This is a genomic window from Candidatus Omnitrophota bacterium, assembly GCA_040755155.1.
GTDB lineage: Bacteria > Hinthialibacterota > Hinthialibacteria > Hinthialibacterales > Hinthialibacteraceae > JBFMBP01.
In genome coordinates, this window is record JBFMBP010000003.1 from 1 (window position 1) to 21,621 (window position 21,621).

17 protein-coding genes are annotated in these 21,621 nt (G+C 50.6%); 9 read left to right on the plus strand and 8 right to left on the minus strand.

From position 1 onward, the window contains the following. Positions 1-238 precede the first annotated feature (238 nt). The gene (polX, locus tag AB1656_00530; protein MEW6233845.1) at positions 239-1,954 is read right to left on the minus strand and encodes a DNA polymerase/3'-5' exonuclease PolX; all 1,716 of its coding nucleotides are present in this window, start codon (positions 1,952-1,954) and stop codon (positions 239-241) included. A 163-nt stretch (positions 1,955-2,117) separates the two neighbouring features. On the opposite strand from polX, the gene AB1656_00535 reads away from it, so the two are divergent. The 5 genes from AB1656_00535 to AB1656_00555 all read left to right on the plus strand — a co-directional run bounded on the left by AB1656_00535 (position 2,118) and on the right by AB1656_00555 (position 7,980). Beyond that, the gene (locus AB1656_00535; GenBank protein ID MEW6233846.1) at positions 2,118-3,413 is read left to right on the plus strand and encodes a glycosyltransferase family 4 protein; all 1,296 of its coding nucleotides are present in this window, start codon (positions 2,118-2,120) and stop codon (positions 3,411-3,413) included. Next, positions 3,410-4,753 carry a 3-deoxy-D-manno-octulosonic acid transferase gene (locus AB1656_00540; GenBank protein MEW6233847.1) on the plus strand — a complete coding sequence of 448 codons (1,344 nt, stop codon included), beginning with the start codon at positions 3,410-3,412 and terminating at the stop codon, positions 4,751-4,753. Before AB1656_00535 ends, AB1656_00540 begins: the two co-directional genes overlap by 4 nt. Beyond that, complete coding sequence (gene lpxK, locus AB1656_00545; protein MEW6233848.1) at positions 4,750-5,871, plus strand: tetraacyldisaccharide 4'-kinase; 1,122 nt, start codon at positions 4,750-4,752, stop codon at positions 5,869-5,871. The genes AB1656_00540 and lpxK overlap by 4 nt, the downstream gene beginning before the upstream one ends. A gap of 148 nt (positions 5,872-6,019) precedes the next feature. Further along, positions 6,020-7,438, plus strand: coding sequence for an ADP-dependent glucokinase/phosphofructokinase (locus tag AB1656_00550; protein ID MEW6233849.1), 1,419 nt, complete (start codon positions 6,020-6,022; stop codon positions 7,436-7,438). A gap of 179 nt (positions 7,439-7,617) precedes the next feature. Further along, complete coding sequence (locus AB1656_00555; GenBank protein MEW6233850.1) at positions 7,618-7,980, plus strand: hypothetical protein; 363 nt, start codon at positions 7,618-7,620, stop codon at positions 7,978-7,980. A 330-nt stretch (positions 7,981-8,310) separates the two neighbouring features. Here AB1656_00555 and AB1656_00560 read toward each other — a convergent pair whose 3' ends face one another. After that, a complete protein-coding gene (locus AB1656_00560) occupies positions 8,311-10,152 on the minus strand; it encodes a sulfatase-like hydrolase/transferase (GenBank protein ID MEW6233851.1) in 1,842 nt (613 codons plus the stop codon). Positions 10,153-10,306: 154 nt separating this feature from the next. Between AB1656_00560 and AB1656_00565 the strand changes: the two genes are divergently transcribed. Beyond that, positions 10,307-11,887 (plus strand): transglutaminase-like domain-containing protein, encoded by a 1,581-nt coding sequence (locus AB1656_00565; protein ID MEW6233852.1) that lies wholly within the window; start codon positions 10,307-10,309, stop codon positions 11,885-11,887. Between the two features lie 601 nt (positions 11,888-12,488). Here AB1656_00565 and AB1656_00570 read toward each other — a convergent pair. The 5 genes from AB1656_00570 to hisI all read right to left on the minus strand — a co-directional run bounded on the left by AB1656_00570 (position 12,489) and on the right by hisI (position 15,469). After that, positions 12,489-12,791: a helix-turn-helix domain-containing protein gene (locus tag AB1656_00570; protein ID MEW6233853.1), complete on the minus strand. Its 303-nt coding sequence runs from the start codon at positions 12,789-12,791 to the stop codon at positions 12,489-12,491. Further along, positions 12,788-13,060 carry a hypothetical protein gene (locus AB1656_00575; GenBank protein MEW6233854.1) on the minus strand — a complete coding sequence of 91 codons (273 nt, stop codon included), beginning with the start codon at positions 13,058-13,060 and terminating at the stop codon, positions 12,788-12,790. Before AB1656_00575 ends, AB1656_00570 begins: the two co-directional genes overlap by 4 nt. 143 nt (positions 13,061-13,203) lie before the next feature. Further along, a complete protein-coding gene (locus AB1656_00580) occupies positions 13,204-14,106 on the minus strand; it encodes a sugar phosphate isomerase/epimerase family protein (GenBank protein ID MEW6233855.1) in 903 nt (300 codons plus the stop codon). Positions 14,107-14,240: 134 nt separating this feature from the next. After that, positions 14,241-14,849, minus strand: coding sequence for an L-threonylcarbamoyladenylate synthase (locus AB1656_00585; GenBank protein MEW6233856.1), 609 nt, complete (start codon positions 14,847-14,849; stop codon positions 14,241-14,243). A 125-nt stretch (positions 14,850-14,974) separates the two neighbouring features. Then, positions 14,975-15,469, minus strand: a complete 495-nt coding sequence (hisI, locus tag AB1656_00590; protein ID MEW6233857.1) for a phosphoribosyl-AMP cyclohydrolase — start codon at positions 15,467-15,469, stop codon at positions 14,975-14,977. 177 nt (positions 15,470-15,646) lie between these two features. Here hisI and AB1656_00595 point away from each other — a divergent pair, with 177 nt between their 5' ends. From AB1656_00595 to AB1656_00605, 3 genes are all read left to right on the plus strand, one after another. Continuing rightward, entirely contained in the window at positions 15,647-17,719 is a 2,073-nt protein-coding gene (locus AB1656_00595) for a sugar-binding domain-containing protein (protein MEW6233858.1), read from the plus strand. Positions 17,720-18,206: 487 nt separating this feature from the next. Next, complete coding sequence (locus tag AB1656_00600; protein ID MEW6233859.1) at positions 18,207-19,178, plus strand: hypothetical protein; 972 nt, start codon at positions 18,207-18,209, stop codon at positions 19,176-19,178. Between the two features lie 37 nt (positions 19,179-19,215). Beyond that, a complete protein-coding gene (locus tag AB1656_00605; GenBank protein ID MEW6233860.1) occupies positions 19,216-19,956 on the plus strand; it encodes a hypothetical protein in 741 nt (246 codons plus the stop codon). 158 nt (positions 19,957-20,114) lie between these two features. On the opposite strand, the gene AB1656_00610 is transcribed toward AB1656_00605, so the two are convergent. After that, a complete protein-coding gene (locus tag AB1656_00610; GenBank protein MEW6233861.1) occupies positions 20,115-21,572 on the minus strand; it encodes a Gfo/Idh/MocA family oxidoreductase in 1,458 nt (485 codons plus the stop codon). Positions 21,573-21,621 lie beyond the last annotated feature (49 nt).

The following is a 21,621-nucleotide window of genomic DNA, read 5'->3' on the forward strand; positions in this document are numbered from 1 at the left end:
ATCTCCCCTCCCGCCTCGCCCAAGAAAACGTCGATCCCCGCATCCCATGGCTTTACAACTTCAAACTTGACTTTCGCTTTCGCTAACCGTAGAGTCAAATTTTCTCCCCCTTATAAATCCTTGAAGATTGGGAGAGGTTAGGTGAGGGTTGATAAAACTAGCCTAATCATCTCCTCACCCTAGCCCTATCCCAGCGGGAGAGGGGAATTAAAAGCAATGATCTTAATAGTGATTGCGATTATTTTGCAATGGCTTTAAGAAACGCTTTCAGCGGCAGCGTATTCAACACGTCTCCCGCTTCCAGCCGTCCACGTCGCGCCGTTTGCAGGCCGAATTTCAAATTGTCGAAATCCGCTTTGGAATGCGTATCGGTATCCAGCGTAAATTTTACGCCATGAGTTTTGGCTTCGCGGATATGCTTATCGTTGAGGTCGAGACGGTAGTAATGGGCGTTGATTTCCAGCGCCGTTCTCGATGCGGCGGCGGTGGAAAAAAGCCGTTCCAGATCGATATCCAACGGCGGCCGTTGGCCGATCATGCGTCCAGTCGGATGGGCGAGGATGTCTATATTGGGATTCTCTATCGCGCTGCAGATGCGTTGAGTCATTTTGTCGCGTGGCTGTTCGAAGGATGAATGGATCGCCGCGATGACGACATCCAATTGCTCTAATAGATCATCGGGAAAATCGAGCGATCCGTCGGCGCGGATATCGACTTCCGAACCAGTCAGGATGCGGAAACCCTTATGCGTTTCGTTCCAGCGATGGATTTCCTCGATCTGCCGCTGGAGCCGGTCGGGATTGAGTCCATTGGCTACGCCGAGCGAACCGGAATGATCGGTAACGGCGATGAAGCGATAGCCCCGGCGCTTCGCTTCCTCAACCAGTTCGTCCAGCGTCATGCGCCCATCGCTCCAAACCGTATGGTTATGGATGGCGGATTGAATGTCTTGCGCTTCGATGAGCGGCGGCAGTTTTCCTTCCCGCGCCAGTTCGATTTCGTCGAATCCCTCCCGCAGTTCGGGGACGATGATGGGCAGCCCCAGCGCCTGGTAAATATCCTCTTCGTTCTCTCCGCCCAGCCGCTCCTCGGTTTTGGCGTCGAATACGCCGTATTCGTTGATTTTTATCCCTTGCCGCACGGCCAGTTCCCGCAGTTTGACGTTATGCTCTTTGGAACCGGTGAAGTATTGCAGCGCCGCGCCGAAACTTAGCAGCGGGACGGAGCGCAAATCGACCTGCAGGCCGCTATGCAAAACGATGCTCAATTTCGTTTCTCCTTGAGCGAGGATGTCGCGGCGGTTTTTCGTCGCAAGAAATTCTTGCATCGCCGCTTCGCTGTTTTCGGCGGCGGCGAGGATATCCACGTCGCCGACGGTCTCCTTGCCCCGGCGCAGGCTGCCTGCGAATTCCACCCGCTGAACGCCATCGATCTGGCGTAGGCGGTTTACGATATCTTCGGCAACGGCGTAAGCGGCGCCGAGGTGGAAGCGCCCGGCGGATTGCCGCAGATTGGCGATGCCTTTAAGAATTTTCTCTTCCGTTTTTTTGCCCATGCCAGGTAGGGATTGCAGCTGTCCCGCTTCCGCCGCTTTTTGCAGTTGATCGATGGAAGCAATGCCCAAGGTTTCGTAAACCAATTTCGTTTTTTTCGGTCCCATACCGGACACGTTTAGCAGTTCAAGCAGACCAGCGGGAAGGCTGGCGAGCAATTCTTCATGGTAGGCGATTTTTCCCGTATCCAAGGCTTCCTGGATTTTTTCCGCCATGCCTTTACCGATGCCGTCGATGCTTTTCAATTCGCCTCGCTTGTGTAATTCGGCCAACGATTCGGCGAGATTTTCTACCGCCCGCGCCGCTTTCTGATAGGCGCGCACCTTGAAGACGTTTTCCCCTCGAATTTCTAACAGGTCGGTGATTTCCGCTAATAGCCTGGCGATCTCCGCATTATCCATGCCGTTCCAGCCGCCTTTCGCGCAGCAATATTCTATTCTTTTTTACGATTGTAAATGAACGGGAAGATTGAGGAAGGTTGGATTCAATATCGTTCTTTGTTCCACTGGAGTATCTCGCCGTCTCTGCCTACTATTGATTCAATATTTTCTGGGAGCGTATTTCGTGAGACGATTTTTGTCCAAGCCGCGCATCGCGTTTGTGGATTTGACCTTCAACTGGCCGCCTGTCGGCGGTTGCTGGATCGACGCCCATCACGTCATGAAGGGATTGCAGGAGCGGGGCGCCGAGGTTTGTCTATTCACGCCGGATTTTCAAACGTATTACCTGCGCGGCGATATCCGCACGAGTCCGCCCTATCCCGTGGTTTCGATTCCTTTCAACCGGTTTACGTATAATTTTTATTTCGTGATGAACCGGTTCCGACGCTGCGTTGAGGCTTTTCAACCCGATCTGATTTTTATTACCGACGGCTATCACATGAAGAATCACCTGCTGACGGCCTTCGGTCCCGAACGCTGCTTCTTGCGCTTCTACTCTTACGAATTGCTCTGCATCAATCTTCACTATTACCGCTATCATGAAAACCGCATCTGCGATATGGGCTTTTTCGATAAACCAAGGGAGTGCCATCATTGTTGGTTTCAGCGCATGCCCGCGCTGGGACGGGCGATTCAAATCGCCATGGACTGGCCGGAAACGCATCCCAAACTGCATTTTTCCCAGGAATATTTAGCGAGTCTGGCGTTTACGGATTTGTATCGCCGGCAGTTGCGTGAGAATTTGCGCCGCTTGCGGGGCGCGATCGTCTACAACGATTTCATGCGATCGAAAATATCGCTTTTAGTGGATAATATCCATATCATACCGTCCGGCGTCGACGCCAAGCGTTTCGTTCCTGCGCCGTCTCGCGCCGGTTCGGAGGTTGTGAAAATCTTCCTACCCGGACGCGCCAACGATCCGCAGAAGGGATTGCCAATCGCGATCCAAGCGCTGGAAAAATTGGCGGTGGAGGGTTTGCGGTTCGAGTTGCATTACACCGCCGCGATGGATTGTCCAACGTCTGCGCCCTGGCTAGTGAATCGGGGATGGGTGGATCAAGAAGCGCTGCCGGATTTGTACCGGCAGATGGACATCGTCATCGTTCCGTCCACTTGGATCGAACCGTTTGGCATTACAGCGCTGGAAGGCATGTCTTGCGCGTTGCCCGTCGTCGCCAGCCGCATCGGCGGTCTCGCTCATTCCATCGCGCATGATGTTACAGGTTATCATGTCGAGCCGGGCGATGCGGGGGATTTGGCTAATGCGCTGCGCAAATTGATTCTAGATGAAGGCTTGCGCCGACGCCTAGGCTGCGCCGGACGCGAGCGCGTCTTGCAGCATTACGATTGGGACGTCATCCTCGACGAATGTTATATAGGTTTAGTCGAAAAAGCGTTGGCGGGGAATCCGGGATTATGAATCGCGGCGAGAATCGTCAAATTTCATCACAACGTTTGCGGCTGTGGAGCGCAATCGGCTACGCGGGACTGCTGCTGGCGGCGCCTTTTTATGGAGGGCGTATGTTGACGAGCGGCAAGAACCGCGCGGGTTTGCGCCAACGCCTGACGTTGTATTCCGCCGAGGAACGACGCCGGTTTTCGCAAGGGCCGTATTTATGGATTCATGCGGTTTCGGTGGGCGAATTGATGGCCGCGCGCCCCTTGCTGCAACGGCTGAAACGCGATTATCCCGATCGCAAGATTTTCGTAACCACCGTCACCCCAACGGGGCAGGAATTGGCGCAGAAAACGCCGGAAGTGGACGAGTCGCTCTATTTTCCCCTCGATCTTTATCCATTAAGCCGCCGCTTGCTTTCGCTGGTGCGCCCGCAATGCCTGATTATTTTGGAAACGGAGATTTGGCCCAACGCCATCCGCGCGGCGGCGGAAGATGGGATTCCGCTTTTTATGGTCAACGCCCGCCTCTCCGACCGCTCCTATAAAAATTATCTGCGCGCGCGTTGGCTTTTCGAGCCGGTGTTGTCGCTCTTTTCCGCCATACTCGCCCAGAGCGATGTGGATGCGGAGCGCTTTCGTTCGCTGCATGCGCCGCCCGGCGTTGTCTCGGCGGCGGGCAATCTCAAATTCGAGGCGGCCGCCGAAATGGACCCTGCGGAGCGGGCGCAGTGGCGCCAGCGATTCGGCATTCGCGACGACGAAATCGTCTGGCTTGGCGGCTCCACCTTTCCCGGCGAGGAAGCGGCGCTGGCTTGCGTTTTCTCGGCGCTATGCAAGGAAGGATTTCCCTTGCGGCTTCTCATCGCTCCGCGCCACGTAGAGCGCGCGGCGGAGATCGAACGGGAACTGAAAGAGATGGGGTTTTCTCTTATTCGCCGTTCCCAAATCGGCGATAGTTATTCTCCCAGCGATCCCGCGCCCATCATTCTTTTAGATACGATCGGCGAACTGCGCCGCGTCTATTCCGCCGCCGATATCGTCTTTATGGGCAAGTCGCTCTGCGGCAAAGGCGGACAGAATCCTCTCGAACCGGCGGCATGGGGGCGTCCGATTTTTTATGGCGAGAACATGCAAAATTTCCGCGACGTTTCCGCCCTGCTGCTGCGCGCCGGGGCCGCCCGCTGCGTCAAGAACGAAGGGGAATTGATCGAAGCAGGCCGGGCGCTATGCGAATCGCCGCAACAGCGCGAAGAGATGGGGCGGCGCGCCCAAGAGATCGTCCGCTCCAACCGGGGCGCCTTGCAGCGGATCATGGAAACGCTAGCCCCAGCGTTGGATCGGGCGGCGGGACGGTCGCGATGATCGGCGGCCATTCTCTTTATCGCGCCTGGCGGCGGCTGGCTTACGAGAATTGCGGCCCTTTGCGTTGGGCTGCTCCCATTCTGGCGCCATGTTCTTGGATTTACGCGCTGGCGGCGTCAAACAAAAGACGGCTGCGGCGATGGGGGATTTTACCATCCCGCGCCTTGCCGCTTCCTGTCGTTTCTGTCGGCAATCTGACCGTGGGCGGCGTGGGTAAAACGCCTTTCAGCTTGTTTCTCGCGGAAGGATTCATTCGCCGTGGACTGCGCCCCGCGATTCTCTTTCGCGGATACCGACGCCGATCTACGGAGTCAATCATTCTTGGTTCGAACGATTTCGATAAGAACAAAATTCAAGAATATGGCGATGAATCGGCCTTATTGTCATGGATATCCAATACGCCGATCGGCATAGGACGCGACCGCTATGCCGTAGGCAAGCGCTTGTTGGAGCGATGGCCATGCGATGTTATTATTCTTGACGATGGCTTCCAGCACAACCAATTGCAGCGGGTCTGCGATATCGTCATGCTGGACGCCGCCGCGCCGCTGGGCAACGGCTATTGCCTGCCTTACGGTCCCTTGCGCGAGCCGCCGTCCGTTCTCTCCGCTGCCGATGCGTTAGTCTTTCATGGCGATCAATTCGACGAGGCTTGGATGGATCGGCTACGTTTGCATCAACCTCATTTCATGGGAAATCTGAATTGGGTGGATATCCTTTCTTTAGAGCATTGGTTTGATAAAAAATATTCAAAGGGCGTTCCTCTGGCGGAGTGGAGCGGAAGCGAGGTTGTTCTGCTATCCGGCATCGGTTCGCCGGATCGTTTTCATAAACAAGCGCTAGCTTACGGCTTGAAAATTGTAGTTCATATTGTCTTTCCCGATCATCATTGGTATACGCCAGAAGAAGCCGCATCGATCTCACGGCGCGGACCAGTTCTCATGACGGAAAAGGACGCCATCCGCCTATTGGCGCTGGATGTTCCTCCAATGAAGAACACTTTTGTTGTTAGGGCGCGTTGGAGGATGAAAGATGAGGATTGCTTTTGGCAATGGCTGATGCTTAAGATTGGCTTCGATTATCGTCCGCCTTCTTCTGTATCTTCGCAGCAAGAATAATATTTATAAATATTGAAAAGACTGGTTGGCGAGCGTTTTTCGAGCCGTCAATTTTTGAAAAATATAATAAGGATGGGTCAAAAAACGCGACCCATCCTACGGCCTATCCCTCATTGAATAAATTCGCCCCATCAAGGAGTTTTATGCCATGCCATCGTGGGAAACATTATACCGAAACGCCTATGAGCGAGGCGTCGTGCGCATCCAGTCGCTGAAAGGCGTCGCCTGCGCTTTTCATTCCGTATTGGACGGCTTGATTCGTCTTACTCCGGATTGGCTGCATTCGCTTTTAAACGCAAATCCCTCTCTTAAACAAGCGGCGCTCAAAGGATGCGGAGGCGATATTCCTCTTGAGATCATGAGTCCGAAAGATTTTATCCAAGGCCTATTCAGTTCGCTGGCGAAAGGCGCGGCCTTGCAGCGCATGATCCGTTCCGAAGCGACGTACCGCTGGGCATTGGAAACATTTGGGCCAGGGCAATTGCGGCTGGGCGGCACTTCGGGAAACATGGCGCGTTCGCTCTCTCCGTTGGGCATTCCCGTTACCGTCTATGCCAATCCGTTGACTCGCGAACTGGCGGAACTTTTTGGCGACGACGAATCTCTCAGCGTCATCGTGAAGGAGAATGAAGAATTCGTCTTGCGCAGGCCGAAACAGGCGGCGCGGGAAAGCGGCGTCTTCGCCATTCATTGGATAATGGAATACAGCGCCGATTTCTCGATGGAACTGGACGGCGTCATAATTCGTCCAGGCCGGGCGAATCGCTATATCCCCTCCTGGAATCCGCGCAACAATCAATTTCGCATGAGCGAGGAATTCGCCGAAGGCTTTTTATCGTTGATCGATTCCTACAGCCATTTGCTTTTTTCGGGATTTCATATCCTTTCCGAACAGTATCCCGATGGTTCGACGTGCGCGGACGTAGTTCGCCCATTAGGCGATTATCTGCTCCAAGTGCGAAAGAAAGCGTCGAGGTTGAGGATTCATTTGGAATTCGCTTCCATCGCTTCACCCAAAGTGCGGGGCGCCGTGTTGGAGCATATCGTTCCCAACGTTCATAGTCTGGGCTGCAACGAGACGGAACTGCCGCTGCTCATCGACAGCCTGGGCGGCGCCCCGCTGGCGGAGAAACTGCGCGTCCAGCCTTCAGCGATGGATTTCTGCTGGGCGTTGGCGCTTGTCTTGCGAGAAACGGGATTGGAGCGCATTCATTTTCACAACCTTGGCTACTATCTTTGTATGGAAAAATCGCCGTGGACATCGGCCTCCTCTTCCCGCGACGCTTTGCTCCTATCGGCAATCATGGCGGCGGCGCGGGCGAAGAACGGTTTGTTCTCGCGTCTTGGCGATATCGAAGCGGGATTGTCGGAATCCATCGGCAAGGCCGGATTGGAACAATTGCAATTATTGGCGGAAAGATGGGAGCAGCCGTCTATTCGGGAAGAAGGTTTGGGAACATGCGAAGGATTCGTTTTAAGCGCTATTCCTGCGAAGGTGGTAAAAAATCCTTTGTTTACCGTTGGATTAGGGGATACTATATCGGCGGGCGCTTTTTTAACGGCGTAGTTGAAAATGTTGGGCTACGCTTCGCTTTGAGCCTACCCTACATAACTCAACTTCATTGAGAATCGTCTTTGTAGAACAATTCCCTCGCCCTCTGGGAGAGGGTTAGGGTGAGGGGGCGAATCCTCAACGCTTGGGCATTTATTCCAATCCGAATTGATCTAGTCGAGAAAGAGTAGACGATGAGAATTCCGCGCTGCGCGTCTTCCTGGTTGATGGAAATCGCCCGCAACTTGGTTCAAGGGGGAGCGCGGAATCCGGGAACGGTCAATTATGCCTGGATTTCTTCGTGGAACGCCGCGCTATACTGGATTCAAGCGCCCGCCTTCAGCGTTTTGGCCTATCGCGGGGATAATCCCATCGACGACGCCATGCAGCTACAACTCCTCGACGCCTTTTCCCGCAACAGTAAAAAGAAACTGGTCGCCATCGTCAATGAGACGGAAATATCGGCGCTCTGTTTTTTCGGCGGCGTTCCCTCCAACGTTCAATTGGCGACGCTCGATTTCGCCGCGATGGATATCGAACGAAATCGCTTGCTTTAGAACGTTTCAAATTTGAAGGGATTATTTCAAGGGCAGAAAAAAAATCTTGCCCTTGCCACCCTCTTGAATGATGAATGATGAGAAAAGATTATTCATGGTTGGAAACGATCTTATACCAACCTGCAGAGAGATTGTTGCTTTTTTTAATTCCTCTCCCAAGATTGGGAGAGGTTAGGTGAGGGTTGATATTATTAGATTTATCATTCCCACACCCTAACCCTCTCCCAGAGGGCGAGGGGATTTATAAGTAACAATCCTAACGCAGAGTAGTATTAGTCTTGCCAGCCAGTCCCCCAGCCCCCAAGTCCCCAAGTCCCCAAGTCCCCAAGTCTAGCTTTCCTGCTTTTCCGCCTTGGCGATGGCGTCGTCGAGACCTTGCATTTCCGGCATCCATTTTTTCGCTTCTTGGAATTGCTTCAACGCCGAATCGAATTTTTTTTCCATGAAATCCGCCCAACCCAATTGATAATAGGCGTCCGCCAGTTTGGAGTCGTTTTCGAGTAGAGCATGAAGCTCGTTTCGGCCTTTCTCGTAATATCCTTGATTGATGAAAATTCTCGCCATTTGCAAATGGATCAGAATACTTTTCGGCGCCAACAGCAGCGCTTGCTCCGTGTATTGCGCTGCGAAATTCAACTCGTTCATAGATAGATAAACCAGCCCCAGATTGTAATAAGGCGAAGGATTGCGAGGATCTTGGCGAACGGCTTTCAAGAAGCATTCGATAGCTTCGGCGGAGTTGTTGCGGGTCATCTCCGTTAGTCCCCGATCGATAAGCGTATGGATTTCGACTTTATACTTGGGATCGGGAAGAATTTTCTTTTCCTCCGAATCGTCGCTTGTTCCCCCCGCCACATAGCCTAGAGAAGAGAGAATTTCCGTGCTAGCTACGGCAGGACGCCGATCCGGTTCGATGGGAGAGGACTTTGCAAGGCTAATCAACCGTTCTTCCAAAATTTTCTGCATAGTCTGCGTTTGTTCCGGCGAGTCGTGAATGACGCTCTTTTTTTCTTTAGGATCGGCGATGAGATTATAAAGTTCCGAATCCGGCGCATGGACGAATTTCCATTGTGGATTTCTTAATGCGAAGAGCGGACTCCAGTTGTAGGTCAGTGGATATTGCGTCTCCAGCGCCGTCCATCTTTCTTCGGGTTTGGCGTTGCCGAGAATCCAAGGAGCAAGGCTGATGCCGCTTGTGGGCGTCGGCCCCAGTCCGCAGAGTTCGATTAGCGTGGGGAGTACGTCTTGCAGGTCGGCGCTTTGCGGCGAACGGACGTTGAGCCTTTGCCGGAAGGATTTGGGCGGTTTGACGATGAAAGGAATCCGGACGCATTCTTCATAGAGAAACAATCCGTGCATAAGTTCCTTATGATCGCCTAGTCCCTCGCCGTGATCGCCGATGAGTACGATCAGCATATCGTCATAGAGCCGGGCTTGTTTTATGAAATCGAACAATTTTCCCAGGCAATCGTCGATGTAGGCGATCTCTCCGCCGTACCGGTCGTTTTTGTAGAGTTCGTTGAACGGTTCCGGCGGATTGTAGGGCGCATGGGCGTCGTAAAAATGCAGGAAGAGAAAGAACGGCTTTTGCGTTCGTTGTTCCAGATAATCGAGCAGCCATTTCTCGGCGGAGGCGACAATGCTGCTTCCTCTTTTTTCCAAGGCGGCCAGGCGATTGGAATGGGCGTCCGATTCGAATACGTCGTCGTAATAGCCGAATCCCTGGCTGAGGCCGGATCGGCGCGACAACAGAATGCTGCCGATGGCTCCGGCGGTGGTGTAGCCCGATTCCTGAAATAATTCCGGCAGCGTTTCCGCCGCCTCGCTTAGAACGTTATTGTAATTGTCGCGTACTCCGTGTTGGATTGGATGCAGGCCGGTGAATAGCGACGTATGAGCGGGCAGCGTCAGGGGAACCGGCGTAACGGCGTCTTCGAAGAGGACGCCGTCTTGAGCCAGCATGGAGATGGCCGGAGTTCTCGCTTGCCGGCCGCCATATGGCTCCAGCCGGTCGATGCGGCAGGTATCGATGCTGATGAGCAATACGTTGCGCTGGGAAAAAGAGGCTTTCTTCCCTTCGCAGGAACAGGATAAGAAGCAAGCGGCGAGAGCGCCGAGCGCCAAAAAAAAGAAACGGGCGCTATGTTTTTTATGCGAATTTACGTTTGTCATTGTCCTGTTTCCTGGCTGTCTTTATCGCAAAGGGGCGGTTAGTATAATGGAATACGAGAAAACTTTTCGAACGGCAGGCGGCGCACGAATTCGCCGTTCCTGCTTCTTGAATGGAGAATAACCGGCTTTTTCCGGAAAAAAAGGCGCCTAGGATATGAAGATATTTCGAAAACGATCGACTGTCTACTTCGCCGCATTATGGATCTTGTCGATAGGGCTGTTGCGCCACGACGTCGTCAGCCGTTCCTTCCTCTCCAAAGACGCGACGGTGGATATCAATGATGGAGCGTTGATTATGCGGCAGGACTATCTGGGGTATTACCTGGGCGGCAAGAAAATCGGCTATTCCCATTTCGTCCTGAAAGAAGACAGCGACGAAATTCAAACCAAACTTCCCGGCAAATATTACGTCTTCAAATCCGAAACGGAATTGCGCGTGCGCGCCTTGGGAATTTCCTTCGATATCAAAATCCGGCATATCGGCGAAGTGAATGAGGATTTGTCGTTGCGCTCCTTCCGCTTCGACTTCGACGCCGGCGGCCAAAAAATTTACGCGATGGGAAACATCGAATCGGATGGATTGCATTTGATAACCAAATCCGACGGAACGTCCTCCGAACAGACGTTCCCCCTGCAAACGACTCTCTATCATACGGAAATGGTTCATTTGCTCGTCGCCCGCGACGGCATGAAAATCGGCGAATCGAAGGCGTATGCCGTGTACGACCCCATGACGATGGCTTTTGGCAGCGTAACGGCGAAAATCATGGATAAGGAAAACGTGGAATTGGAAGACGGCAAAACCGTGGAAGCCTATAAGGTCGAAGTGAATTTCAAAGGCCTGCGCTCCACGTCATGGATCGGCGATGAAGGCGAATTGGTGAAGGATCAAAGCCAGATTTCCGGCATCGAATTCATCGCCGTGCGCGAAACGAAGGAGCAGGCGCTCAATATGGATTACCAGCATGAAAGCGTCGATCTTCCGCAAGGTTCACAGGAAATCCCGGACCTGATCTCCGCCTCGCGGATATTGACGGCGACTCGCATCGAACATCCCGATAAAGTAACGGAAATGCTGGTGAAATTAACCGGCGCCGAAAGCGGCGATCTGATCTTCGATGGAACGTTTCAAACCTTGGCCGACTCGCCGGATGACGCTTTGCTGATCCGCACAACAAAGCAGGATTATCGAAAAGCCGCCGCTTCCTTGCCGGAACAAAATCCCCCTTATGCCTTGGACCATCCGGATTTGAAGCCGTTTTTAGACGAGCAGCCCTTAATTCAATCCAACGATCCGGCTATTCGTCAAAAGGCTTTGGAAATAGCGGGAAAAGCGAAAAACGCCTTGGAAGCAAGCATAACTATCGCCGAATGGCTTTACCGCAACGTCAAAAAAGAGATGCGACCAACCATTCCCTCCGCCGCCGAAGTCCTCAATGCCATGAAGGGGGACTGCAACGAGCATTCCACCCTCTTAGCCGCTTTGGCTCGATCCATCGGCATACCCGCCAAAATCTGCGCCGGAATCGTCTACCAAAACGACGGCTTCTACTACCACGCCTGGAACGAAATCTATGCGGGAGGTGCGTGGCTGCCCATCGATTCCACCCTCAACCGCATCGAAATGGACGCCGCTCATATCAAATTCGCCGAAGGTTCGCTCGATTCGCAAGCGAATTTGATAAAATTGATTGGAAATTTGAAACTGGAAATTGTTGCCTACAAGGAACAATAATTTTTTCGAAAAAAAACTCATAAAACTGAAACAAATATGCTTGGCCTTCGTTATAGAAAGAAAGCGTTTTTTTGTTTTTTTCAAGCGGAGTCATAGAAACCGCATCCGATTGACGCAAGCCTTGCCCGGCATAATTTGAACCGCATCGGATCTTCCAGGAAAATTATGTTTCTAAATTCTTGATTTATGAGGATTTAGGGGGAGAGGAGGAGCCGCCGGTTCGGCGTTGGGGGGAAGCGACTCCTCCTCGGGGGTGCGTGTTAAAAGAGAGTTTTTTTATTTGTTCGCTCTTTAAGATTTGACTCTCGACTTTATTATATTCCCGCTTTTCCGAAATGCAAAAAAAAGAATTAATTTTTTTTTCTTCGCTTACTTTTCTAAAGTATATTCCTCCTTTTTTGCAGGTCAATGGGAAAAAGAGAAAAAAAGAAGGGGAATTTTAGGTTTTTTTTGGGGGCGCTTATCCTTATTATTTATTCCTCTTTTCCTATGAACTGAATTTATAGAAAATCGGATAAATTCTCAAGCGATTCAAGGGATTTTGAGGTTGATTCCATAGTACTTTTCCTTGCCATCCGTTGGATTTGATCGATTTGATTCATCATCTATTCTCTCGAATGCCGGAAAGATCGAGCAAAACTTCAGGATGTTTCGCGGCAACCATTAATAAAACTCTAGCTGGCCCTTCCGGCTTTCGCCGTCCTTGTTCCCAGTTTCGCAGCGTTGCGACGCTTATTCCTATAAGAGAAGCGAATTTATCTTGGGAGAGGCCATAATATTCACGTATCTTTTTCACCTCCGATTTTGGAAATTCAAAAGCGCGTGAAGGCTTCATGGCGTTATTCATTATGGCCCCACCTTGTTTTACGCTTTCAAGCAATTCGTCAAACAGTTCCTTTTTCATAAATATTCGTTATTTATAACTTTTTTAAGTTGTTTGATTTGTTCTGGAGACAATTCATCCTGCTCGTTTTTAGGATAAGCAAAAAGAAGAAGAAGTACGTCTTGCAAAGTAAACCAACAATAGATTATCCTAATCCCGCTTCTCTTTCCACGTTTTCCTATATGCCATCGGAATTTTCTAAGACTGCCGCTTCCAGAAATAATCTTGCCGATATCCGGTTTGTTAACCAATTGGATCTGCAACAACCGATACTCTTCTTCTGATAACATGGCTTGTATGCGCCGAGTGAATATAGGGGTCTCAATAATGACCATTATAATTATACGTCAATGGCGGATAATAAGCAATTTATTCTGGATGAAGATGCTTTTGATTTGTCTGTTCTTAATATTGCTACTCTACGATTTCCTGTTTACTTCCCCGCGATAATCAAATCCATGCGCTGGCTCAGGTCCGCTAAATAATCGCGGTCTCCGCCTCCGAGCTCCGCCGTCATGTAGCCGTTATAGCCAATTTCTTCGAAGGCGCTTCGCACTTCCGGCCAATCGATGCTGCCGTCGCGGACATTGGTCCATTGCCAGCCGCTGTCGAGTTTCTTATAGCCTTTGATATGGACTTTGACGATGCGCGGACCCAAGGTTCGAATCCAATCTTGGGGAAATCCATATTTAACAATATTGCCGGCGTCGAAATAGGCTTTCAAGAAGGGCGAATTGAATTCGTCGACGTAACGGGCGAATTCCAGAGGACTTAGCAGGAAATTGTTCCATACGTTTTCGATGCCGATGATGATCCCCAGTTCCTGCGCCAAGGGCAGGAGTTTTCGTATATGGGTTTGAGAGCGGGTATAGGCGTCGGCGTAACGCACTTTGGGGGTAACGACGCCGGGAACGAGCAGAACCGTAGTTGCGCCCAAGGCTTTGGCGTTTCGCAGCGACGTTTCCATGCCTTTCATGCCTTTATCGATGTCGTCGGGATTGGGGCTGGAGAAGGGAAAATCCCAATGGATCGCATTCATTATCGAATGAATTTCGATTCCAGCGCTATTCGCCGCTTCTTTCAGCGCTTCCACTTGCTTGGGATCGTTTATCGTTCCGGCTTCGATCCCCTGAAAGCCTACGTCCACCGCCATTTTGAGCCGGTCAAGCAAAGGCATCTTACCTGGCAACATGCCTAATCCGACAGCTTTTTTCAATTTCGTCTTAAAACCTGCTTCTTCAGCGGAAAAGGTTCTGTTCGTTTCTATAATAGTACCAGCAGCCGCCAAGGCCGCCGATGCGCTTTGGATGAAATTTCTGCGATTGATTGGATTCATTAGCGATTCGACCTCCATGATTTTTATAAGATGGATAGGATTTATAGGGAGATTGGCGTATTGCGCTTCGTTTTGATCTCACCCTTCGCAATCTAACATCTGACCACGAAATGATCTAAAAATCCAGCCTGTGCTCATAAATTTACGCAATCCCAAACGGCTTGCGCGGAGATGCCGCCCTCGCGCAAGATTTTTATGGGGGATTGCGAACAATCGACAACCGTCGATGCGGGGCGCGGCGGCAGTACGCCGGCATCGATGGCGATATCGATGTTTTCCAAAAACGCCCCAACATCGTGAAGAGATCGCGCTGGCGGCTCTCCGCTGCGATTTAGGCTGGTATTGGCCAGCAATCCGCCGCATTTTGTCAGCAGCGCCTGCGCTAATGGATGATTGGGTGACCGCGCCCCGACAGTTCCGCCATAAGCGCAGGGGCAGTCATCCTCCGCCGCCATGACAATCGTTAGCGCGCCGGGCCAGAAGCGTTGCGTCAAACGCTCCGCCCTTTCCGATGGAGTGACATTTTCCCGCAGCAGGCGCGGCATATCGGAGACGAAGAGAGCGAAAGGCTTAAAACGAGGACGGTTTTTCAAGTCGGCCAAACGATGAAGAGCGCTCTCTATAAAAGGCGAACAGATCAAGCCATAGACGGTATCGGTGGGGATGCAGAGGATTTTCCCTTCCCGCAGCGCTTGCGCCGCATGGTCGATATCTACGTCGGGTAGAGAGATGATGAGCGCCATCGCTAAAAATGTCCATTTATCGTTTCAATAGGAAAAATTATAAAGGGAATAAGCAGGGAAGCGAGAGGGGATTCCTACGAAGGACGCGGCGAAACGCGCCCTTCGCATGATTCCAGCGTTTGATTTTAGAGTTTTGTGGGATTAGGCGCGTCGCCGTAGACTTTTTTTGGATCGAAAACTTTTTCCGTTTCCATGAAGGTCAATGGAATCGGCGCGTTCAGCCCAATCTTTCTCGCTTCTTCCCCTACGGGAACGCGGCGGTAGAAACAGGAACGGTATCCCACGTGGCAGCTGGCCCCACCCACGACGTCCACCCGCATCCAAACCACGTCTTGATCGTCGTCGATGCGCAATTCTCGCACTTTTTGCGTCAGCCCGCTGGTCGCCCCTTTATGCCATAGCGTCTTGCGGCTGCGGCTCCAATAGACCGCTTCGCCAAGTTCGATGGTCTTGGCCAGTGCTTCAGCGTTCATATAGGCGTGCATCAGCACTTCGCCGCTTTCCGCATCCGTGGTTACGACGGGAATCAATCCGTCCTTGTCGAATTTGGGCGCAAGCTCGCATCCTTCCTCGACTTGTTCGACGCTGATGCGCGGGGCGAAAATTTTCTCGGCGCTCATGGCTCCAATCTCCGAATTTTTGATGAATAATGGGAAGAGTTTCGATTGCGTGAAGAAGAAGGTTAACCAGCGTAACGCTATCTGTCAATGCGAAGCGGCGCCGCCGGTAGAAATCGTCGAACGAATAAGAGAAAATGCAGAAGATTATTATGTCTACAATTCGGAAAGGAATCGATCATGCCTCTTCGTTCTTTTTTATTATTCGTAGTAACCGCCGCTTCCTTGTTCATATACCCTTCGGCGGGATCGCAGGATGAGATTTTTTCGCTTTCGGGGGAATGGCGTTTCGCTCTCGATCCAGACGACCGAGGCATGAGCGAGCAATGGTTCACGCCCAATTTCCGCCGCCGGATCTGGCGCGCCGTGGCAGTCCCGCATACCTGGCAGGTGGAACCGGGATTGGAGAATTATTTCGGAATCGCCTGGTATCAAAAACGAGTTGAGCCTCATCCCGCTTGGGAAGGAAAGCGAATGCAGATCGAGTTCGACGCCGTCTACCGCGACGTCCAGGTTTGGATTAATGGCATTCTCGTTGGAGAACATAAGGGCAGCGGCTGGACGCCGTTTTCTTTCCCGCTGGAGAATGTCTGGAACCTGAACCGCGACAATCTGATTGCCGTGCGCGTCGATAACCGTTTTTCCAAGAACGCCATCCCATACGAACGTTCCTTCGATTGGCCCGCCGATGGCGGCATTATCCGCAATGTCAGACTGCGCCTCTCTCCGCTCGACTCCATCGAATCGATTTACGCCGATGCATCCCCCGATGACAATTTGGACGCCGCTCTGTTGGAAGCGCGGGTGAAGGTGAACGGTTTTTCCGATGTCCAGGTGAGGGCTTCGGTCTACAATCCTGGCGGCAGGCAAGTATACGCGGGACTATTCCCGGTAACGCAGCGGGACGGCGCGCGCGAAGCCCGCATCGTCGCCGTGTTGGCTCGCCCCCAATTATGGCATTTCGATGATCCCAATCTCTACCGCTTTCAAGCCGAATTGTTGCAGGACGGCAAAGCAGTTCATTCTAAAGAAGCCGTTTTCGGCGTGCGTAAAGTTGAGATGAAAGACGGTTTTTATTGGTTGAACGGCGAGCCAATGCGCCTTATGGGCGTGGAGTGGATGCCGGGCAGCGATCCGCGATACGGCATGGCGGAAGACCCGCGCATCATGCGGGAAATTCTCACGGATATGAAAAATCTCAACTGTCTGCTGACTCGCTTCCATTGGCAGCAGGACGACGCCGTCTTCGAATTTTGCGACCGCGAAGGAATACTCGTCCAGGAAGAAATTCCCGCTTGGGGCGGAAAAACGATGGAAGGGCAATTAGACGATCTTCAACGCAGCCAGACGTGGGAAATGATCCAAGATCATTTCAATTCCCCCTCCATTTACGCTTGGGGCTTGTGCAACGAGATCGGCGGCCAGAATCCCAAGGCTCACGATTTCGTGCGCAAGGGCGCAGCGATCGCCCGCGCGTTGGACCCTTCGCGTTTGCTCACGTGGGCGTCTAACTCCCTGCAAACGACGCCGGAAAAAGACGCCAGCTCGTTGGTGGATTTTGTGGAATGGAACGATTACTGGGAAAGCTGGTATAAAGGTACGCTGGCGGACGTGGAAGCCAATCTCCAAAGTATTCGCAACGTCTTCCCGCAAAAATCGCTGGTTATCTCCGAATACGGCCTTTGCGAATGCAATCCCGGCAATCCCTCGGGGGACGAACGCCGCATCGAAATTTTAAAAACGCATACGGACGCCTACCGCCGTTCCGGCGCCGTGGCGGGAGCGATTTTCTTCGACTATAACGATTATCGCACGCATATGGGCGATAAGGGGCAAGGCTCGTTCCAACAGCGAGTGCATGGCGTCGTCGATCTGTTTGGCCAACGCAAGCCGTCGTGGGAAGCGCTGCGCCGAGAAGCCTCGCCTATTCGTTCGCTTCGCGTGGAGAAGCCGGATACGTTGGGAGAAAAAACCTACACTGATGTGGAGATCGTCACGCGCTCGCTCGAAAACGATTTACCCGCCTATACGCTGCGCGATTATCTGTTGACGTGGATCGCGTATAACGATTTGGGACAGCCGATAGGAACGGGAAAAAGAGTTATGACCGAGCTGCCGCCGGGTACGCAGCGCATCGAAACTATCGAATGGCCCGCATTCGAAAACCTCGCCCGCGTTGAAGTGAAAATTTTCCGTCCCACGGGCTATTCCGTGCTGGATGCGAAATGGGAAAAAGATAACGCGGGGAAATGATGAATGACTGAACGCTTCGGGTGGCAAAGGCATGGCGAAGCCTGCGTTCGATCTTGTGATCTAGAATTAAATTAAAAACCGTAGGATTGGCTCAAAGCGAAGCGCAGCCCGCCATATTCCTATTTTGGATATCTCAAGGGCAAAAACAACCTTGCCTTAGGCGCCCCACAATAGCCCGTCCTTGCCAGAACGGACTATTGCGTTTCTTGTTCAATCAAGCCAATACCGGATTCTTTGCATTCATTCGTCTACGCGATAGCGCGAGGCGGTATTTGGGGACTTTGCAAAAGATCGAAGAGAAATCCTCTCTAATGAATTTTACTATTTCTAATTCATTAAGATACTATTCTCCTTATCAGTACTTTATGTAAAAAAAGAAATTTTTTTAAAAAACAAGAATAATTCTCTTGACACACACACACACACATTAATATGTTATCTCGAAAAGATAAATTTTAAAATACTTTAAAAAGGAGGAGAAGAATTGATGAATCGAGTTAGGGTTATACTAGGGATGATTATTTTAACTGTAATCACAATGCCGATTACTGAAGCGCGCGGACAAGGCGATTATTTGTCGGAAGCGGAGATTTTCGCCAAAATCGATGCGGGATACGCCGCCGCCATCGCGGGAGTGACCGAAGGGATTATTGATGACGCAATAATGAAAAAAATTGGCGGCCAAACTCCCGTTCCCCGCGGCGTGGAATGTTTTCGGCAAATGAAATCGCTTATCTCTCAAGAGATGCAAAAGGGACAATTTCCCCTCGTCGCTTCTAAGAGTCGAACATCTGAATATATACCTGAAATATGCAAAGATGTTTTTAGCATGTCTGGTTTTAATCCCAAAATCCCGATATCTTGCGGTTTCAATCCCGAATTGTCCGCCGATGCGCCAAAACTCGCAGAATATTTGATGTTAAAGCTAGTTGGATTTTTAGAACGCGCCAAATCGCTGGAAACCATACTGCCCAGTTCGAAAGAAACCGAGACCATCCTTAAGCAAGTTAAAGAACTCAAAGCTGCTATGAAAGAAATTCTCAAGAATCGATTTCCAGATATTTCGGAAGAATGTATCGATAAAAGCCTTTACAAATATTTTTCATCCTTCGAGAAAGGTCCAACCGGCGTTATCACATCTGCGGCGAAACGGTGTTTAACGGAAGAACAGATGGAGAAAATCAAAAGTCAATGGGAAAATTTTTCCCTTGAGAAAAATGATAGTATTTCTCTTCATAAGGATAAATTAGAAAAATATAAAAACTTCGGCGATAATGGGAAAATCTATTCAATTTTTATAGAAAGATTATTGGATGATTATACGTTACCTTTTGTCCGAATGATACGTGAAGAATTCTATGCCAATCTTCCCGCTGGTTTCGTTCTTCCTGAAAGATCTGAGCGTTTGAAAGCCTTCGATAAGGAAGCAAGTATACGTATTAATAAAAAAAATGAATAGAATATTCTATATATCTTATATAAAAGGAGCATAAAACATGATATTTCGAAAGAAAAATCCTTGGACAGTAATAGTTACTATTTTGTCAATTGTTTTTGTTATAAATTGCAATGCAGATTGGGTGCCTGTTTCATATAACTATCCTTCCATATATGAAGATAGTAGTGGTTTTTGGTGTGATAATGATGTTTATTTTCGTTGTTATAGATCAACATATCCAGGTGCTTGGAGAGCTTCTGTTTACGCTGAATTAGATAATATGCAATATAATGAAGAACAAAATTTTCACGGCCCATTAGAAATACCAGCATCAATTTCAGGAACATTTGATGAAGTATATGAATGGCAAGGAAGTCCACCGCCAACTTATGATTGGAGTTGGGAAGGTACGGGAGATTTTACTGGTTACGGCTATGCGGTTGACACTCCAGGCCAGGACGATGAAGCATATGGTATTTGCGTAGCTCAATGTAATGTTGAAGTACCTGGAAATGTATATGCTATAACAGATTGTGATGGAGAAATCTGGGTGCAATCGAAGGATGGGCAAATCAGATACTATGACACATATTTACCAAGAGACACAGGATGGACTTCAGGTCAAATTAATCAAGAAGAAGGAATTTGTTGTAATTCTATTAAAAGAAGTACTACCACTGGAATTGGTCCCTATCATCGAAAAGGAATTATAGACTTTTTACAAGCAAGAGCATTTATATGCGGTGATAAAACAAAATCACATATAATTGCAACTATATCGTTTTATCTGAATCAGTGATTAATTAAGATATTTTTAACATTACAACCTAAAAATGGATGTGATGATTTTTATAATCAATACAGAAGAGGTGAAATTATCCCCTCTTTTTTTATTACTTTTTAAATTGCCAAAAGCCCGTCCCCTTATTGGGACGGGCTTTTGCTTTTCTTGTTCGATCAAGCCAGTATTGATGGAATCTCGATCCGTTTTCTTTCCCGCATGGCTTTTTCTCCGTAGAAGCAGGCCTTTGCCGCCATCGCTCCCCGTCTTCCGTCGCAGAGGTTCGGCGATCCCGAGCGGATGGAATGGGAGAAGCCTTGCAATTCGTAGCGGTACGGTTCGTAGGGCGTCATCTCGGATGCGCCCCCGCCGCCCGTCGCCTGCTGCGACGCCGTATGGGCGGCGAAAGCGGAGGCGCTGGCGTCTTCCTTGACCACTTCGATTTGGGTCGATTTCTCTTCCTTGGCGGCTTTTTCGGCTTTCTGTTCGTCCCAGCCCGATTCCCAAAAGAGATAGGTCTCGTTTTCGTTGCTGAGAACGATGGTTCCCCGCGTTCCCATGATTTGCTCGTAATACTGATCGACGCTGCTGCTTTGGATGGAGGAGTAGGTTACCGTCCGATTGTTGGGATATTCGAAGATCGCGTAAATGTGATCGGCGATGCTGCGGTCGTCTTGTCCATAGGCCATAAGCGAGGAGCGGTATTCAGCAAACGTCTTGGCGGGAGTGTCGTTGTATTTTTTCTTGATCTCGTATTCGTTGTTCAGTTCTTTATACAAGCCTTCCTGATCTTGCTGTGTTTTATATGCGCCGCCCGCCGCATAGACCGCCGTGGGCATGGAATCGAAGAACCAGTTGGCTATGGCGATCTGGTGGCTGCACAGTTCCGTCCACAATCCATGAGAGGTTTCGCCATACCAGCGCCAATTGACGAGATGCTGCAAGTCGGGATAGCCGTATTTTTGCGGCTGCATTCTTTTCAATTGTTCGATCTGTTCCGGCGAATCTTCCTTCCAGGCGTGCGTCCAGTAGTTCCAGTCCGTATTGCGGTGCCACATGGCGCGAATGTGATAGACGCTGCCCAAAAGGCCCTCGTTCAACATGCGATAGGCGTCCCAATAGAGCGGATTGTAGAAGCGCTGGTGTCCGGCCTGGAGAACGAGATTGTTATTCTCCGCCAGGCGGATCATCTCGGCGCATTCTTCTTCGGAATAGGCCATCGTCTTCTCCACGAAGACGTGCTTGCCCGCCTTCAATGCCTGAATAGCCATCGGCCCGTGCAGATGCAAAGGCGAGGCGATGATGACGGCTTCCAATCCCGAATCGTTCAGCATGTCTTCGTAATTTTCGTAAAGGGCGGGATTGGGGCATTGCTTGAGTTCGGGTTTTTTAATCAGTTCATGACCCAAAGCGCGGTTGTCGGGGCGGATGTCGCATGAAGCGGCAATGTTCAAATACTTGGGATCGGCCAGGGTGATGAGAATGCGTCCTTCCATGCCCGTCCCTACGATTCCCGTCTTCACCGGACCGATGCCGCTGGCTTTCAGGGCCACCGCTCCTAAAGGCGGCAGCGCCATCGCCGCCTTAATGAAATTCCGCCTTCCCAATAATTTGTTTTCTGGATTAAGCAACATGATCGCATCCTCCTATTCGAATTTTGATGATGAAGATTCCCTTTGAATT

Excerpts from the sequence above, each read along its gene's own strand:
- polX (MEW6233845.1), bottom strand. The coding sequence starts at position 1,954 with ATGGATAATGCGGAGATCGCCAGGCTATTAGCGGAAATCACCGACCTG.
- AB1656_00550 (MEW6233849.1), top strand. The coding sequence starts at position 6,020 with ATGCCATCGTGGGAAACATTATACCGAAACGCCTATGAGCGAGGCGTC.
- hisI (MEW6233857.1), bottom strand. The coding sequence starts at position 15,469 with ATGAGCGCCGAGAAAATTTTCGCCCCGCGCATCAGCGTCGAACAAGTC.
- AB1656_00575 (MEW6233854.1), bottom strand. The coding sequence starts at position 13,060 with ATGTTATCAGAAGAAGAGTATCGGTTGTTGCAGATCCAATTGGTTAAC.
- AB1656_00565 (MEW6233852.1), top strand. The coding sequence starts at position 10,307 with ATGAAGATATTTCGAAAACGATCGACTGTCTACTTCGCCGCATTATGG.
- AB1656_00560 (MEW6233851.1), bottom strand. The coding sequence starts at position 10,152 with ATGACAAACGTAAATTCGCATAAAAAACATAGCGCCCGTTTCTTTTTT.
- AB1656_00570 (MEW6233853.1), bottom strand. The coding sequence starts at position 12,791 with ATGAAAAAGGAACTGTTTGACGAATTGCTTGAAAGCGTAAAACAAGGT.
- AB1656_00540 (MEW6233847.1), top strand. The coding sequence starts at position 3,410 with ATGAATCGCGGCGAGAATCGTCAAATTTCATCACAACGTTTGCGGCTG.
- AB1656_00585 (MEW6233856.1), bottom strand. The coding sequence starts at position 14,849 with ATGGCGCTCATCATCTCTCTACCCGACGTAGATATCGACCATGCGGCG.
- lpxK (MEW6233848.1), top strand. The coding sequence starts at position 4,750 with ATGATCGGCGGCCATTCTCTTTATCGCGCCTGGCGGCGGCTGGCTTAC.
- AB1656_00555 (MEW6233850.1), top strand. The coding sequence starts at position 7,618 with ATGAGAATTCCGCGCTGCGCGTCTTCCTGGTTGATGGAAATCGCCCGC.
- AB1656_00605 (MEW6233860.1), top strand. The coding sequence starts at position 19,216 with ATGATATTTCGAAAGAAAAATCCTTGGACAGTAATAGTTACTATTTTG.
- AB1656_00600 (MEW6233859.1), top strand. The coding sequence starts at position 18,207 with ATGAATCGAGTTAGGGTTATACTAGGGATGATTATTTTAACTGTAATC.
- AB1656_00595 (MEW6233858.1), top strand. The coding sequence starts at position 15,647 with ATGCCTCTTCGTTCTTTTTTATTATTCGTAGTAACCGCCGCTTCCTTG.
- AB1656_00610 (MEW6233861.1), bottom strand. The coding sequence starts at position 21,572 with ATGTTGCTTAATCCAGAAAACAAATTATTGGGAAGGCGGAATTTCATT.
- AB1656_00580 (MEW6233855.1), bottom strand. The coding sequence starts at position 14,106 with ATGAATCCAATCAATCGCAGAAATTTCATCCAAAGCGCATCGGCGGCC.